Here is a 14,341-nt window from a genome sequence, read left to right as displayed (position 1 = left end):
TCCTACCCAAAAAACCGCACGGAGGCAAATGGTTGCGAGGCGGATACGGATCGGCTCGCCAACAGTCGTAGCCGGGCTGTGCCCTTGCGGTGACATTTCCCCGGGGAAGCGGGCGGCAATGGAACCGGCAGCCGATTCGGTATATGATACAGCCTTGGGCTGAACACGCACATCGGGGGGTACACATGGCGAATTTCGAGATTGCCGTGGTCGAGGGCGAAGAGCGGCAGGCAATGGCCCGCTTCGTTCAGGAAACCTGCCGTTTCCTTTATGAGTTGACCGAGCTGTCGTCGCTGTTCCAGCGCGTCCTTTTCGACATGCGGGCCCTTCAGATCTGCCGTCAGACGCTAGGCTCCTTCGGCGATCATGCAGGGCGCGCAGTGGAGGCCGTCTATCAGTTATCCGACGCACATATCGAGGCCCATGCCCTGCGCGGGGTTCACCTTGAAGGCAAGATCAGGATGGTGGTGCTTTACCACACCGACTTTCTGGACCTGCTCACGCAGGCGAAGGAACGCCCGCCCCAGGCCTTGCAGGATATCGGCCCCCTGTGGCGTCGCGCCCTCCTGAAGCTGCTTCAGTGTATCGACAACCTGACCGAAAGCATCGGCAGCGGCGCACCCTTTGTGGGCGCCGTCACCGAAATGAAGAAAATGCTGGAAACGGCCATCAGCGACTGATCGGCCATGACAGCATGATCCTGAGCAGTTTCCCAACCCACCCCCGTCTTGACTTCCGGCCTTCAAAGGCCAAACCTGTCAGGCAGCCAGGCAACAGCAAAAGCGGTTTATGAGAAAAGAATCGACTATCTTCGCGGCTTTATTGCTCTCTTTTGCAGCCGCCGCCGCGAAGGCCGAGACCGTTCGGGTCTTGGACTATCATGAGCATCCTCCCTTCAACGTGCTGCAGCCGCTGCCAGGGCTGACGGGCCTCACGGCCGACATCACGGCGCGGCTTGAAAGTGCTGAGACAGAAGGCAAAAACTTCGAGCCCGTTGTCCTTTCCCGCGTGCGGCTGAACCGTGATCTGGCAGGCTGGATCGATGGGCGTTGCCCCGCTGAAGGGGCAACCTGCGAGGATGACTGGATCGTCCTTTGGGTCACGCCCGATTGGGGCTGGGGCGAGGATGCCCAGACGCGCTTCCGCTGGGTCGATCTCTTTCCAGACGCCAATATCCTGCTGGCAAAGCCCGGCATAGCACTCGATCCAGCGCGCCCGGCCAGCTTTGCTGGCTTGACGATCGCTGCCACGCGCGGCCACCAATTGCCCCCACCGCTAGGCCGGATGGCGACCGAAGGCCTTCTGTTCCGGCAGGACGGCGAAGGCACCCATGCGCTGCTCAAGCGGGTGCTGTTCGAGCGCGCCGATTTCACCTATATCCAGCGTTCAACCATCCGCTTCGTGCGCCAGCACCGCGAAGTCATTGCCGCGGAGCTTGACCGCGTGCAGGAAGTCGCCACGCCGCTATCCACCTATATGCTGAAAGCCATGATCCCACCCACGCGGCCGGATCTTGAAGCGCGCCTGAAGGCGCTGACGGAAAGCCCGGAATGGCCGAAGCTTCTGGCGAGATACAGCGTCGAGATATCACCCGGCGAGAATTGAGCGAGCCTCAGGCCCGGTTCACCGCGCCCGTGCCCTGCCCGTACAGCTTTTCGGCGTCTTCAAGCGCGGGTTTCAGGCGGCCGGTCATCCACAGCCACAGCATCTTGTAATCCCCCATCCAGCTCCAGCGCGGATAGGTGAAGGTGGCGGGTTTGTTATGCTCGATGAAAAAGTGGCCGACCCAGGCAAAGCCATAGCCAATGAGGGGATACAGAAGCAGCATCCACCATTGCATGGTGAGGAGTGCGTAGAGCGCCACGCCGGTGCCAAGGATCGTCCCCGTATAATGGAGCGCCCTGCAGGTCGGCACCGAATGCTCGGCCAGATAATAGGGGAAAAATTCCCTGAATGACGTGAACCGGTTGCTGCTCATCGAAACCCCTCCTTGGTGTCCGAGTCGCGCGGCTTCCATGACCACGCTTCCCGGATTATCAAACTCTCCCGTCTAAAAACATAAGCCTATTCAAGCCCCAAGGCAATCGCGGGGTTCGCGTGTTGACGTTTACGTTAACGTAAAGTAGCGTCTCTGCCGGACGGGAAAGGAAGTTGAAGGCCCCATGGGCGAGCTTGCCTACAGCATCAAGGATCTGGCTGCGGAGTTCGGTATCACCGCCCGCACGCTGAGGCATTACGAGGAACAAGGCCTCGTGGCGCCGGCGCGCGTCGGCCAGAACCGTACCTATTCGGCCGCCGACCGGGTGCGGATCGCCTGGATCCTGCGCGGCCGCCGGGTCGGCTTCTCCCTTTCCGAAATTGCCGATATGCTGCGGCTCTATGAGCTCGGCGACGGGCGCGAGACGCAGCGGCAGGTGACGCTGGCCAAATGCCGCGAGCGCATCGCTGCCCTCGAGGCCCAGCGTGCCGATATCGACGAGACGATCACCGAACTGACCGGATTTTGCGACACGCTTGAAAATCTGGTGCCTGCGCCCGGCGGCCGTTGGGTCCGCAAGGACACGGGCGAGCCGCCGCAGCTTCGAAATCCATGGGACGGCTGATTGAAAGCCGCCCGCGATACCCTCTCCCGAACCGAAACAGACTGACCAGACCCTGAGGAAAGAGCCATGCCAAGCTACAAGGCCCCCGTCAAAGACATGATGTTCCTGCTGAACGATGTTCTGCAGATCGGCAACTATTCGAACCTGCCGGGCTACGCGGATGCGACGCCGGATCTCATTGCCGCCATCCTCGAGGAAGCCGCCAAGTTTGCCGAACGCGAGCTGCAGCCGCTGAACCTGTCGGGCGATCAGGAAGGCTGCACCCGCGCCGAAAACGGCGATGTGACAACGCCCAAAGGCTTCAAGGAAGCCTACGCCAAATATGTGGAAGGCGGCTGGGCCGGACTTACCGCCGACCCCGAGTTTGGCGGGCAGGGCCTGCCCCATGTCCTTGGCATCTGCCTTGAGGAAATGATGGTCGGCGCCAACCATTCGTTCGCCATGTATCCCGGCCTTTCGAACGGCGCCATGGCAGCGATCCGCATCGATGGCACGCAGGAGCAGAAAGAGACCTACCTGCCGAAGATGGTCGAAGGCCTCTGGACCGGCACCATGAACCTGACCGAGCCGCATTGCGGCACCGACCTCGGCATGCTGCGCACCAAGGCAGAGCCGCAGGCCGACGGCACCTACAAGATCACCGGCACCAAGATTTTCATCTCGGCCGGCGAACATGACATGAGCGAGAACATCATCCATCTGGTGCTCGCCCGCCTGCCTGATGCGCCGAAGGGCACCAAGGGCATCTCGCTTTTCATCGTGCCCAAATTCCTCGTGAAGGAAGACGGCAGCCTTGGCGAGCGCAACGGCGTCATCTGCGGCTCGCTGGAGCATAAGATGGGCATCCATGCCAACTCGACCTGCGTGATGAACTATGACGAAGCGACCGGCTACCTGATCGGCGAGCCGAACAAGGGCCTTCGTTCCATGTTCATCATGATGAATGCCGCCCGCCTTGGCGTGGGTGTGGAAGGCCTCGGCCATGCCGAGGTCGCCTACCAGAATGCCGTGGCCTATGCCAAAGATCGCCTGCAGGGCCGCAGCCTGAAGGGCCCGCAGTTCCCGGACAAGCCGGCCGACCCGATCATCGTGCATGCCGACGTGCGCCGCAACCTGATGAACGCCCGCTCGTTCGCCGAAGCCGCCCGCGGCATCGCGATCTGGGCAGCCCTTCTGGTTGACCAGTCGCACAATGCACCGACCGAGGAAGAACGCGACGAGGCCGAGGATCTGGTCGGTCTCCTCACCCCCATCATCAAGGGTGTGTTCACCGACCGCGGTTTCGAATCGTCCGTGGCCTGCCAGCAGGTCTTCGGCGGTCACGGCTATGTGGCCGAATGGGGCATGGAACAGTTCGTTCGCGATGCTCGCATCAGCCAGATTTACGAAGGCGCCAACGGCATCCAGGCGCTCGATCTCGTTGGCCGCAAACTGCCGGCCAAGGGCGGCAAGGCCATCCAGATGCTCTTTAAGCTGATCGGCGAAGAAATTGCGTCGAACAAGGCTGCCGGCGGCCTTGATGACATCATCGAGCCGATGGAGAAGGCGCTTGCCAGCTGGCAGCGTGCCACCCTGTGGCTGATGCAGAATGCGATGGCGAACCCGGACAATGCCGGTGCCGCCTCCACGCCCTACATGCACCTCGCCGGGCATGTCATTCTGGGCTATATGTGGCTCAAGATGGCGCGGGTCTCGAAAACCGCCCTTGAAGACGGGACCGACGACCCCACCTTCCATGAGAACAAGCTGGTCACCGCCCGCTACTATATCAAGCGCCGCATGACCGAAACCCGTGCGCTTCTGGCCGAAATCGAGTCCGGGTCGGAAGAATTGATGGCGCTCGCCGCCGAAGCGTTCTGATCCGATACAATCCTTGAGGAGGGAGACCCCAATGACCGAAGCTTTCATCTATGACGCCGTGCGCACCCCGCGCGGCAAGGGGCGGGCCGATGGCGCGCTGCATGAAATCACCCCGATCCAGCTTTCGACCCAGATGCTGGAAGCCGTGCGTGACCGCAACAATCTCGATACCTCGCTTGTTGACGATGTGATCCTCGGCTGCGTGTCGCCTGTGGGCGAACAGGGCGCCGATATCGCTCGCGTTTCGGCCATCAATGCCGGCTACGCTGAAACCACCGCCGGCTTCCAGGTGAACCGCTTCTGCGCCTCGGGCCTTGAAGCCGTGAACCTCGCGGCCGCAAAGGTCATGTCCGGCGAAGCCGATTTCGCCATCGGCGGCGGTGTGGAGAGCATGAGCCGCGTACCTATGGGGTCAGACGGCGGCGCGTGGCCGGTTGATCCGTCCGTTGCCTTCAAATCCTATTTCGTACCGCAGGGCATTTCGGCCGACCTGATCGCCACCAAGTACGGCTACAGCCGCGACGATGTGGACGCCTATGCCGTTGAAAGCCAGATCCGCGCCAAGAAATCGTGGGACGAAAAGCGCTTCACCAAATCGATCGTGCCGGTGAAGGACGTGATCGGCATGAGCGTGCTTGCCCATGACGAATTCATGCGCCCTGAAACCACCATGCAGTCGCTTGGCGCCCTGAAACCCTCCTTCGCCCAGATGGGTGAAATCGGCTTCGATAACGTGGCCCTGCAGCGCTATCCGGAAGTCGAGCGGATCAATCACGTGCACCATGCCGGCAACTCGTCGGGTATCGTGGATGGTTCGGCTGCTGTTCTCGTCGGCTCCAAGGACGCAGGCTCCAAAGCCGGCCTCAAGCCGCGTGCCCGCATCCGCGCCATGGCGTCGGTCGGTTCCGAACCCACCATCATGCTGACGGGCCCGTCGTTCGCCGCTGAAAAGGCGCTGAAAAAGGCCGGCATGAAAGCGTCGGACATCGACCTTTATGAACTGAACGAAGCCTTCGCGGCGGTTGTCCTGCGCTTCATGGAAGCTCTGAATGTCGACCATTCGATCATGAACGTGAACGGCGGCGCGATTGCCATGGGTCACCCCTTGGGTGCCACCGGCGCCATGATCCTCGGCACCGTGCTGGACGAGCTGGAGCGCACGAACAAGTCGACCGCGCTTGTCACGCTTTGCATCGGCGCCGGCATGGGCACCGCCACCATCATCGAACGTATCTGATACCTCGGGGGAGACCATACCATGAGCAAGACCATCCGTTTCGAGGTTGACGGCGACGGCATCGCCCTCCTCACCATCGACCTGCCCGGCGTCAGCATGAATGTGTTCAACGCCGACCTGATTGCCGACCTCGACGAAGCCGTCGACAAGGTGCTTGGCGACGCCGCCATCAAGGGTGCTGTGATCACCTCGGGCAAGCCCGCCTTCCTTGCAGGCGCCGACCTCAACATGCTGGCTTCATCGGGCGACAAGCCCATGACGCTGGAGGAAGAGTTCGAAAACGCCTTCCGCCTGAACAGGATTCTCCGCAAGCTTGAAACCGGCGGCAAGCCGAAGAAGCAGCTGCAGCTTGAAGGCACCAAGCCCTTCGCCGCAGCCGTGAACGGCCTCGCCCTTGGCGGCGGGCTTGAACTGGTGCTCGCCTGCCATCACCGTGTGGTTGCCGACGATCCGAAGCTGCAGCTTGGCCTGCCGGAAAGCCAGGTCGGCCTTCTGCCGGGTGGCGGTGGCACGCAGCGCCTACCGCGCCTTGTGGGCATTCAGGCGGCTGCGCAAGCGATCACCACCGGCGCGCCCTATAATCCGATGACGGCCATGGGCCTTGGCATCGTGCAGGCCGTGGTGCCCGCCGACAAGGTCGTTGAAACCGCCAAGGAATGGGTCAAGAAAACCCCGTCGGTCCTTGCCCCGTGGGACAAGAAAGGCTTCAAATATCCGGGTGGCGCCGGTGCCATGAACCCGGCCGCCGTGCAGACCTTCATCGGTGCCAACGCCATGGCGCAGAAGCAGACCCAGCACAATTACCCGGCCATCCAGGCGATCCTGTCGTGCCTCTATGAAGGTGGCGTCGTCGATTTCGATACCGCGATCCGCATCGAGAGCAAATATTTCCTGAAGCTCCTGAAAAACCCGGTCGCCGGCAACATGATCCGCACGCTCTTCATCAACAAGGGTGCGGTCGAAAAAGGCTCGCTCCGCCCGGCAGGTTTCGAGCGGAAGACGATCAAGAAGCTCGGCATGCTCGGCGCCGGCATGATGGGCGCTGGTGTCGCCTATGTGTCCGCCAAGGCCGGCATGGACGTGGTCCTGCTGGACCGCGACGAAGCTGCTGCCGAGAAGGGCAAGGACTATAGCCGCAAGCTCGTCGAAAAAGGCGTTTCGCGCGGCAAGGTCTCGAAAGAAAAGGGCGAAGCCCTCCTCGCCAAGATCAAGACAACCTCGGACTATAACGATCTTGCCGACTGCGACCTGATCATCGAGGCCGTTTTCGAAGACCCCTCGATCAAGAAAGACGTGACCGAGAAAACCGAAGCCGTGATCGGCAAGGATATCGTGTTTGCCTCGAACACCTCGACGCTGCCGATTTCGGGCCTCGCCAAAAACTTCACGCGGCCGCACCAGTTCATCGGCATTCACTTCTTCTCGCCCGTCGACAAGATGCCGCTCGTGGAAATCATCCTCGGCGAGAAAACCGATGATGCGACCCGTGCCCTCGCGCTCGATTATGTGGCGCAAATCAAGAAGACGCCGATTGTCGTCAACGACAGCCGCGGCTTCTACACCAGCCGCTGCTTCGGCACCTATGTGACCGAAGGCTACGCCATGGTGCAGGAAGGCGTGAACCCCGCGCTCATTGACAATGCCGGCAAGATGGTCGGCATGCCGGTCGGCCCGCTTGCGGTGGGTGACGAGGTTGCTATCGACCTTTCCTACAAGATCGGCAAGGCAACCCGCGAAGCCCTCGGCTCGGCCTATGTGGGCACGCCCGCCGATGCCTTCGTCGAAAAGATGGTAGTGGAACTGGAGCGGTTCGGCCGCAAGAACGGCAAGGGCGCTTACGAGTACCCGGCTGACGGTTCGCCCAAGCATCTGTGGCCCGGCCTTGCCGAGCATTTCCCGGTAGCGGCCGAGCAGCCGACTGTCGATGAAGTGAAGACCCGCCTTCTGGTGCGTCAGGCCGTGGAAGCTGCCCGTTGCTTCGAGGAAGGCGTGCTCATTGATGCGTCGTCCGGCGACATCGGCGCCATCTTCGGCTGGGGCTTCGCGCCCTGGACCGGTGGCCCCTTCAGCTATATCGACACGATGGGCGTTGCCAACTTTGTGGCCGTGGCCGAGCGTCTGGCCCAGGCCTACGGCAGCCGCTTCGCCCCGCCGAAGCTCCTGAAGGACATGGCCGCCAAAGGCGAGACCTTCTACAAGAAGGGCGATCCGCGCGGCAAACTCGCGGCCTGAGGGACGCTGACATCAGAAACCGGAAGGGCCGCGAAAGCGGCCCTTTTTCTAGTTCAGGTCTTCGACCACCAATATCCACTTGGGCGAGTTCTGGTCCGGTTTGAAAATATCGTCAAAACCGCCGCCTCCAAAGTCGGTGCAGCTTGCCCCCGGCACCTGAAAGACGGTCGCCCGCCGACCCAGATTGTGGTTGTAATGATCCCGCGCACCGATCGCATCAGACTCAACATCATAGGTTTCCAGCTTTCCCGGCATCATCTGCTCCTATTGATCAACCAACCGCGCCAAACGCGCGAGGCATTGGAAGTTCTTTTCCTTTGTTTCCGCGAGGAACTGCTTCACGGTCCGGCGGTCATTTCCTTTCAATGCATCGAATGAGCAGCCCGCGACCCCGATCTTGTCGGCAAGCGCCTTGAGAGTTTCGTCCGTCACCGGGTCCGCATCCTTGCCGAGGATCGCCTTGGCTGCCACCTGCCCCTTGTCGATCTGCCCCTCATAGTTTTTGGCGTTCTGCATTTCCTTCTCGATTGCCGCCCGACGTTTATCCGCTGTCGCTGCTGCAGCTTTGGCAATCTCACCCGAATTGCCACCTGCCTGCACAACGTTGGCGCCGCCGCTTTCAGCAAGCAGTTGTGCCGCTACCCCCGTTGCGAAATACTGCGCGACTGTAACCTCTGCCCCGTTGCTTTCCGCGCCGGCCGTAGCTCCGAAACTGGCAAGTACCGAATAGGAATCCCTGTTCTTGCGGTTTTCGCCTTCAACGCTGTTATCCGCGCGGAAATGACAATCGTTGGCATTCGGGACCGGATCGCAGGGGTCGAGCTTGTCCCGGTTGCCAACCTCAGTGTTGGCAAGCAGCGGCACCAGCGCCGCCTCCTGCCGGTTGAACCCGATCTGTATTGTTGGTGTCTGGGTCGCATCCTTGCCGACATTCACGCCAACAGTCGTATTCGTCCCGAACACCAACATGTTGGAATGTCTGCTCATCTGAGCGCAGCCAGTCAGCACAAATGCTAACGCAGCTACTGCGAAACAACTGGCAATTCTCCGTCGAATGAAACCATGCATGGATCGACCCCCTCCAGCCCTTCAAGGATAGACCGGGCGTGGCGCGCCTCGGCCGTTGAACGGATAATGACAACGAGATGGCAAGGAGCTTCCGGGCGACGGCCTGCTGCTGGCAACGGCGCAAGCGGCAGCAACACTTCCTCGCGGCTGGACCAGCCAAGCATGAGGGAAGACCCGATGGAAATCCCCGCCATATCGAGCTTGTAAGCTTCCGGAACACCGCTTGTGACGGGCTCCACAATTTTCACGAAACCGAAGTGCCAGTGCGTTTGTCCCTGTCCTTCGCCGATCCGCACACTGGTGCAACCGCCAAGCGACAAGGACATGACCATCAGACAAAAGGGAACATAGCCGTTTTTCAAGGCAAGCCCCCGCCATCCTGAAATCAACTATGAGATGCAAATACCACCGTTGCAGACTTTTATCAATTTATAAGTGAACCGGGACTTCGAGAGGATGCCCCATATCGTCGCATCAAATCCCTTGATCGCGCCGCGGCCAAAGCCCATCCTGTAGGCACCCTGGCAAAGGGTCAGAAAGGCCGCGAGTGAACAAGTTCATCTATTCGATCGATCCGGAATTTGCCGATTATGGCGTCGAAGTCTGCCTTGGCACTTTCGTGACACAGGTGGCTGTCGCGGCCTCGCCGGAGCCGCTTGTCACCGCCGTGGCCGAAGCAGCGGATGCGCGCCGCCAGTCGATGCTCGGCGAGGCGGCCTCAAGCGACCCCGTGGTCGCCGCCACGCGCCGCGCCTTCAAGGCCTGCGGCAAGGATCCGAGCCGCTATCGCCCCTCCGCCGAACGGCTGATCCGCCGCGCCATCGGTGCTCTTGAAATCCCGTCCATCAGCAATGTGGTGGATGTGTGCAATCTCGTGTCCCTGCAAACCGGCTTTTCGGCCGGCGTCTATGACATTTCATGGACGGTCGGGGAATGCCTGCTGCGCGTCGGCGACGCCGGCGAAGCTTACGAAACCGTCGGCAAAAGCACCGTGAATATCGAGGGTCTTCCCGTCTTTTTCGATGAGAAAGGCCCCTTCGGCAGCCCCTATATGGATAGCCTCAGGACCGCTGTCGACGGGAAGACCGACATCATGCTTTTTGTCCTTTATGGCCTCAACCGCCCGCAGGACGATATCCGCACGGCGACCGAGCTTGCCGCCCATCTCATCGAAACCTGGTGCCTGCCCGAAGGAGCCTGATCGCCATGACCTACGAAACGCTGACCCTGACCATCGAAGGCCCCGTCGCCACCGTAACCATGAACCGGCCGGGCAAGATGAACGCGATGAACGCCGCCTATTTCGGTGAAATGCAGGCAGTGTTTGCAGCGATTGACGACAATCCCTCGGTCCGCGCTGTGATCCTGAATGCGAACGGCAAGCATTTCACCGCCGGGCTCGACCTGATGGATACCGCCAATGTGATGGGCGACACGAGCGGCGACCCGGCCCGCGCGCGTGACCGCCTGCGCCGCCGCATCCATTGGCTGCAGGACGCCATGAGCGTGGTGGAACGCTGCCGCGTGCCGGTGATCGCCGCCATCCACGGCGCCTGTATCGGGGGTGGGATCGACCTGATCGCCGCTGCCGACATCCGCATCGCGACAACCGACAGCTGGTTCGCCATCAAGGAAGTCGATGTCGGTATTGTCGCCGACCTTGGTACCCTGCAACGCGCCCGCCATGTGCTGTCGGACGGCCTTGTGCGCGAGCTGGCCCTCACCGGGCGCCGCGTGGAGGCTGCCGAGGCCCTGTCGCGCGGGCTGGTGACGCACCTCCATGAAGGCCGCGACGCCCTGATGGCTGCGGCGCAGGAAATGGCCGCCCTCATCGCCTCCAAAAGCCCGCTTGCAGTGGTCGGCACCAAGGCGGTGATGAACCATGCCCGCAACCATACGATCGAGGACGGGCTAGATTATGTTGCCACATGGAATGCCGGCATGCTGATCGGGGAAGACCTCATGAAGGCTGCCACTGCCTCGATGACCAAACAACCTGCCGATTTCAAAGACCTGCTGGCGGGATGAACTTCAGCGAACTTTCTGCGCTTGGCAGTGTCTTTCTTACCGCCTTTCTGGCCGCCAGCATCCTGCCTGCCCAATCCGAAATCATGCTGGCTGCCCTGATATCCAGAGGTGCGGCCAGCGTCCCTGCCCTGGTCGCCGCCGCTACCGTCGGCAATGTCCTTGGCAGCCTCACCACCTGGATGCTCGGGCTCTGGATCGAGCATTTCAAGGACAAGTGGTGGTTTCCGGTAAAGCCCAAGGCGCTGGACCGCGCCCGACGCACCTATACCCGCTGGGGCCGCTGGACGCTTCTTCTCAGCTGGGCGCCCTTCATCGGGGATCCGCTGGTGCTCGCCGCCGGCGTGATGCGGGAGCGCTTCCTTGTCGTGCTCGGCTTCCTCATTGTTGCCAAACTCGGGCGCTATCTTGTTCTTGCTGCCCTTGTACCTGCGGGCTGAACGGAACTGTCACAATTCGCTTGCGCGGGTCGCCTTGCCACCACTAGGCTCTGCCCCAACCAAGAAGAAATGACAGCCTGGATACCGACAGAGACCTATGCCGCCACGTGTGAAGATTTGCGGGCTGAAACGCCCTGAAGACGCCCTGACCGCCGCCAAGGCAGGCGCCGATTACCTCGGTTTTGTGTTTTTCGAACGTTCCCCCCGGCACCTGACGATGGTCGATGCCGTGCGCCTGCGCGACCGCCTGCCGCACGGGCCGGAACGGGTCGGCGTGTTTGTCGATCCGGATTTCGCGCTCCTGAGCGCGGCCGTCGATGCGCTTGATCTGGACTGGATCCAGCTGCACGGCGACGAAACACCCAAATTCGCGAGCCTCGTGCGGGCCCGCTTCGGCCTCAATGTCATCAAGGCCGTGCCTGTTGCGACCGCCGGGGACGTGGCCGACGCCCGGCGCTGGTACGGCCATGCCGACGCCCTTCTTTTTGATGCCAAGCCCCCCGCCACGGCGGATGCCCTGCCCGGCGGCAATGCGGTCAGTTTCCCGTGGGGCCTGATGCAGGGTCAGGATATTGCCCTGCCCTGGTTCCTCGCAGGCGGCCTGACGGCGGAAAATGTGGCTGAGGCCATCAGCCTGAGCGGTGCCCCCGCGCTTGACGTTTCGTCGGGCGTCGAATCCGCGCCCGGCGAAAAGTCGACCGAGAAGATTGAGGCCTTCCTAAAAGCTGCCAAAAGCCCTATCTAGGCATGGCATAAACCCAGCGCGACCCTCTCTCCCCGAAGGACGAAACGATGGCGGACGCCCCGAACAGTTACAGGACAGGCCCCGACGAGCGCGGCCATTTCGGCCCCTACGGCGGCCGTTATGTCTCCGAAACCCTGATGCCCCTCCTGCTTGATCTCGAGAAGGAATATGCGAAGGCGAAAGAAGACCCCGCATTCCTGACGGAACTGGCCGAGCTTAACCGCGTCTATATCGGCCGGCCGAGCCCGCTTTATTATGCCGAGCGCCTGACCGAACATCTGGGCGGCGCCAAGATCTATTTCAAACGCGAAGAGCTGAACCATACAGGCGCCCACAAGATCAACCATGCCATCGGGCAGGTGCTCCTCGCCAAACGCATGGGCAAGACCCGCGTAATCGCCGAAACGGGCGCGGGGCAGCACGGCGTGGCAACCGCGACCGTCGCCGCGCGCTTCGGGCTTGAATGCACCGTCTTCATGGGGGCCGTCGATATCGAGCGGCAAAAGCCGAACGTCTTCCGCATGAAGCTTCTGGGCGCTGAAGTCCAGCCCGTCACCTCGGGCTCCGCAACGCTCAAGGACGCGATGAACGAAGCGCTCCGCAACTGGGTCACCAATGTTCACGACACTTTCTACATCATCGGCACGGTTGCGGGCCCGCACCCCTATCCGATGATGGTTCGCGATTTCCAGTCGATCATCGGCCGTGAGACGCGCGAGCAGATCATGGAAGCCGAAGGCCGTCTGCCGAACCGTCTGGTCGCCTGCGTCGGCGGCGGGTCGAACGCCATGGGGCTGTTCCATCCCTTCCTCGACGAGCCCGAGATCGTGATGGATGCGGTGGAAGCTGCCGGCCACGGGGTTGATACCGACCAGCACGCTGCCTCCATCAGCGGCGGCACCCCCGGCGTGCTGCACGGCAACCGCACCTATCTGCTGCAGACGCCCGACGGCCAGATCGCCGAGGCACACTCGATCTCGGCTGGCCTCGATTATCCCGGCATCGGGCCCGAGCATGTGTGGCTGCATGAAGCGGGCCGCGTGAATTATGTGTCGGCAACCGACGATGAGGCGCTGGCCGCCTTCCGCCTGACGGCCGAGCTTGAAGGCATCATTCCGGCCCTGGAATCGAGCCACGCTATCGCCCACATCATCCGTATCGCGCCCGACCTGCCGAAGGATCATGTGATCGTGCTCAACCTTTCCGGCCGTGGCGACAAGGATATCTTCACCGTTGCCAAGGCGCTTGGCGCCGAAATCGACTGAGGACCGCCGATGACCCGTTTGACTGATCGCTTTGCTGCCCTCAAGGCCGAAAATCGCGCCGCGCTCATCCCCTTCATTGTGGCGGGCGACCCCGACCATGCCACCACCTTCGATATCCTGAAGGGCCTGCCTGAAGCGGGTGCCGACATCATCGAACTCGGCATGCCTTTCTCGGACCCGTCGGCCGACGGCCCTGCCATTGAAAAGGCGGCAGGGCGCGCGCTGAAGGCAGGCGCCAGCATGGTGCGCACGCTCGATCTCGTTCGTGATTTCCGCAAGGGCGATACCACAACGCCAATCGTGCTGATGGGCTATTTCAACCCCATCATGGCCTATGGCATCGACGCCTTTGTGAAGGATGCCGTGAACGCAGGTGCGGACGGCCTGATCATCGTCGATCTGCCGCCCGAGGAAGACGCCGAACTGCGCGAGCCTGCAACGGCCGCCGGCCTCAGTGTCATTCGTCTGGCCACGCCGACCTCCACGGACGCGCGGCTTGCCACGATCCTCGATGGTGCCAGCGGTTTCGTCTATTATGTGTCAGTCGCGGGTGTGACCGGCCAGAAATCGGCAGCTTCCACCGATATCGCGGCGGCCGTGGCCCGCATCCGGGCGCAAAGCGACCTGCCGGTGGCCGTGGGCTTCGGCATCCGCACGCCCGAACAGGCGGCAGAGGTTGCAACCCATGCCGACGCTGCTGTTGTCGGCTCTGCCATCGTCTCCCGGATCGAGGCAGGGCTTGACGAAAACGGCAAACCGGCAGATGGTCTCGTCCGCGAAGTGCTCGGATTCGTTTCCGGGCTGAAAGCGGGCGTGGCCCGGGGCCGCAAGCCCTGAGAGCCGATAAGACACCGCGTATAAGTATT

The 14,341-nt window shown here is 61.8% G+C and carries 16 protein-coding genes; 12 read left to right on the top strand and 4 right to left on the bottom strand.

Features of this window, described 5'->3' with window-relative positions:
• Nucleotides 1–185: 185 nt before the first annotated feature.
• Both OU694_RS12345 and OU694_RS12340 read left to right on the top strand, forming a co-directional pair.
• Complete coding sequence (locus tag OU694_RS12345) at nt 186–680, top strand: hypothetical protein (RefSeq protein ID WP_308911310.1); 495 nt, start codon at nt 186–188, stop codon at nt 678–680.
• Between the two features lie 109 nt (nt 681–789).
• Nucleotides 790–1,605, top strand: coding sequence for a transporter substrate-binding domain-containing protein (locus tag OU694_RS12340; RefSeq protein ID WP_308911309.1), 816 nt, complete (start codon nt 790–792; stop codon nt 1,603–1,605).
• Nucleotides 1,606–1,612: 7 nt separating this feature from the next.
• On the opposite strand, the gene OU694_RS12335 is transcribed toward OU694_RS12340, so the two are convergent.
• Nucleotides 1,613–1,978, bottom strand: coding sequence for an Mpo1-like protein (locus OU694_RS12335; RefSeq protein WP_308911308.1), 366 nt, complete (start codon nt 1,976–1,978; stop codon nt 1,613–1,615).
• Nucleotides 1,979–2,162: 184 nt separating this feature from the next.
• Between OU694_RS12335 and OU694_RS12330 the strand changes: the two genes are divergently transcribed.
• From OU694_RS12330 to OU694_RS12315, 4 genes are all read left to right on the top strand, one after another.
• Complete coding sequence (locus tag OU694_RS12330) at nt 2,163–2,603, top strand: MerR family transcriptional regulator (protein WP_308911307.1); 441 nt, start codon at nt 2,163–2,165, stop codon at nt 2,601–2,603.
• A 66-nt stretch (nt 2,604–2,669) separates the two neighbouring features.
• The gene (locus tag OU694_RS12325) at nt 2,670–4,463 is read left to right on the top strand and encodes an acyl-CoA dehydrogenase C-terminal domain-containing protein (RefSeq protein WP_308911306.1); all 1,794 of its coding nucleotides are present in this window, start codon (nt 2,670–2,672) and stop codon (nt 4,461–4,463) included.
• A gap of 31 nt (nt 4,464–4,494) precedes the next feature.
• A complete protein-coding gene (locus tag OU694_RS12320) occupies nt 4,495–5,700 on the top strand; it encodes an acetyl-CoA C-acetyltransferase (RefSeq protein WP_308911305.1) in 1,206 nt (401 codons plus the stop codon).
• A gap of 21 nt (nt 5,701–5,721) precedes the next feature.
• A complete protein-coding gene (locus OU694_RS12315) occupies nt 5,722–7,932 on the top strand; it encodes a 3-hydroxyacyl-CoA dehydrogenase NAD-binding domain-containing protein (protein WP_308911304.1) in 2,211 nt (736 codons plus the stop codon).
• Nucleotides 7,933–7,980: 48 nt separating this feature from the next.
• Here the strand turns inward: OU694_RS12315 and OU694_RS12310 are convergent, their stop codons facing one another.
• Genes OU694_RS12310 through OU694_RS12300 form a run of 3 tightly spaced genes read right to left on the bottom strand, consistent with a single transcriptional unit; the run spans nt 7,981 to nt 9,362 of the window.
• Complete coding sequence (locus tag OU694_RS12310; protein ID WP_308911303.1) at nt 7,981–8,187, bottom strand: hypothetical protein; 207 nt, start codon at nt 8,185–8,187, stop codon at nt 7,981–7,983.
• A gap of 9 nt (nt 8,188–8,196) precedes the next feature.
• Nucleotides 8,197–9,000 (bottom strand): hypothetical protein, encoded by an 804-nt coding sequence (locus tag OU694_RS12305; RefSeq protein WP_308911302.1) that lies wholly within the window; start codon nt 8,998–9,000, stop codon nt 8,197–8,199.
• Nucleotides 8,955–9,362, bottom strand: coding sequence for a hypothetical protein (locus OU694_RS12300; protein ID WP_308911301.1), 408 nt, complete (start codon nt 9,360–9,362; stop codon nt 8,955–8,957). Before OU694_RS12300 ends, OU694_RS12305 begins: the two co-directional genes overlap by 46 nt.
• Before the next feature lie 185 nt (nt 9,363–9,547).
• Here OU694_RS12300 and OU694_RS12295 point away from each other — a divergent pair, with 185 nt between their 5' ends.
• The 6 genes from OU694_RS12295 (at nt 9,548) to trpA (ending at nt 14,312) form a co-directional block, all read left to right on the top strand.
• On the top strand, nt 9,548–10,201 hold the full coding sequence (locus tag OU694_RS12295) for a B3/B4 domain-containing protein (RefSeq protein ID WP_308911300.1): 654 nt from the start codon (nt 9,548–9,550) through the stop codon (nt 10,199–10,201).
• Between the two features lie 5 nt (nt 10,202–10,206).
• Nucleotides 10,207–11,028 (top strand): crotonase/enoyl-CoA hydratase family protein, encoded by an 822-nt coding sequence (locus tag OU694_RS12290; RefSeq protein ID WP_308911299.1) that lies wholly within the window; start codon nt 10,207–10,209, stop codon nt 11,026–11,028.
• On the top strand, nt 11,025–11,465 hold the full coding sequence (locus OU694_RS12285; protein WP_308911298.1) for a YqaA family protein: 441 nt from the start codon (nt 11,025–11,027) through the stop codon (nt 11,463–11,465). The genes OU694_RS12290 and OU694_RS12285 overlap by 4 nt, the downstream gene beginning before the upstream one ends.
• Nucleotides 11,466–11,562: 97 nt before the next feature.
• A complete protein-coding gene (locus OU694_RS12280; protein ID WP_308911297.1) occupies nt 11,563–12,210 on the top strand; it encodes a phosphoribosylanthranilate isomerase in 648 nt (215 codons plus the stop codon).
• A gap of 47 nt (nt 12,211–12,257) precedes the next feature.
• Complete coding sequence (gene trpB, locus OU694_RS12275; RefSeq protein ID WP_308911296.1) at nt 12,258–13,475, top strand: tryptophan synthase subunit beta; 1,218 nt, start codon at nt 12,258–12,260, stop codon at nt 13,473–13,475.
• A gap of 9 nt (nt 13,476–13,484) precedes the next feature.
• The gene (gene trpA, locus OU694_RS12270; RefSeq protein ID WP_308911295.1) at nt 13,485–14,312 is read left to right on the top strand and encodes a tryptophan synthase subunit alpha; all 828 of its coding nucleotides are present in this window, start codon (nt 13,485–13,487) and stop codon (nt 14,310–14,312) included.
• The last annotated feature ends 29 nt before the right edge of the window (nt 14,313–14,341 follow it).

This window comes from Pseudokordiimonas caeni (assembly GCF_026719705.1).
Classification (GTDB): domain Bacteria; phylum Pseudomonadota; class Alphaproteobacteria; order Sphingomonadales; family Kordiimonadaceae; genus Gimibacter; species Gimibacter caeni.
Note: the sequence above shows the minus strand (reverse complement) of the source record. Positions and strands in the feature narration are given on the sequence as shown.

Coding starts and splice junctions, on each gene's coding strand:
- OU694_RS12345 (WP_308911310.1), top strand. CDS start 186: ATGGCGAATTTCGAGATTGCCGTGGTCGAGGGCGAAGAGCGGCAGGCA.
- OU694_RS12340 (WP_308911309.1), top strand. CDS start 790: ATGAGAAAAGAATCGACTATCTTCGCGGCTTTATTGCTCTCTTTTGCA.
- OU694_RS12335 (WP_308911308.1), bottom strand. CDS start 1,978: ATGAGCAGCAACCGGTTCACGTCATTCAGGGAATTTTTCCCCTATTAT.
- OU694_RS12330 (WP_308911307.1), top strand. CDS start 2,163: ATGGGCGAGCTTGCCTACAGCATCAAGGATCTGGCTGCGGAGTTCGGT.
- OU694_RS12325 (WP_308911306.1), top strand. CDS start 2,670: ATGCCAAGCTACAAGGCCCCCGTCAAAGACATGATGTTCCTGCTGAAC.
- OU694_RS12320 (WP_308911305.1), top strand. CDS start 4,495: ATGACCGAAGCTTTCATCTATGACGCCGTGCGCACCCCGCGCGGCAAG.
- OU694_RS12315 (WP_308911304.1), top strand. CDS start 5,722: ATGAGCAAGACCATCCGTTTCGAGGTTGACGGCGACGGCATCGCCCTC.
- OU694_RS12310 (WP_308911303.1), bottom strand. CDS start 8,187: ATGCCGGGAAAGCTGGAAACCTATGATGTTGAGTCTGATGCGATCGGT.
- OU694_RS12305 (WP_308911302.1), bottom strand. CDS start 9,000: ATGCATGGTTTCATTCGACGGAGAATTGCCAGTTGTTTCGCAGTAGCT.
- OU694_RS12290 (WP_308911299.1), top strand. CDS start 10,207: ATGACCTACGAAACGCTGACCCTGACCATCGAAGGCCCCGTCGCCACC.
- OU694_RS12285 (WP_308911298.1), top strand. CDS start 11,025: ATGAACTTCAGCGAACTTTCTGCGCTTGGCAGTGTCTTTCTTACCGCC.
- OU694_RS12280 (WP_308911297.1), top strand. CDS start 11,563: ATGCCGCCACGTGTGAAGATTTGCGGGCTGAAACGCCCTGAAGACGCC.
- trpB (WP_308911296.1), top strand. CDS start 12,258: ATGGCGGACGCCCCGAACAGTTACAGGACAGGCCCCGACGAGCGCGGC.
- trpA (WP_308911295.1), top strand. CDS start 13,485: ATGACCCGTTTGACTGATCGCTTTGCTGCCCTCAAGGCCGAAAATCGC.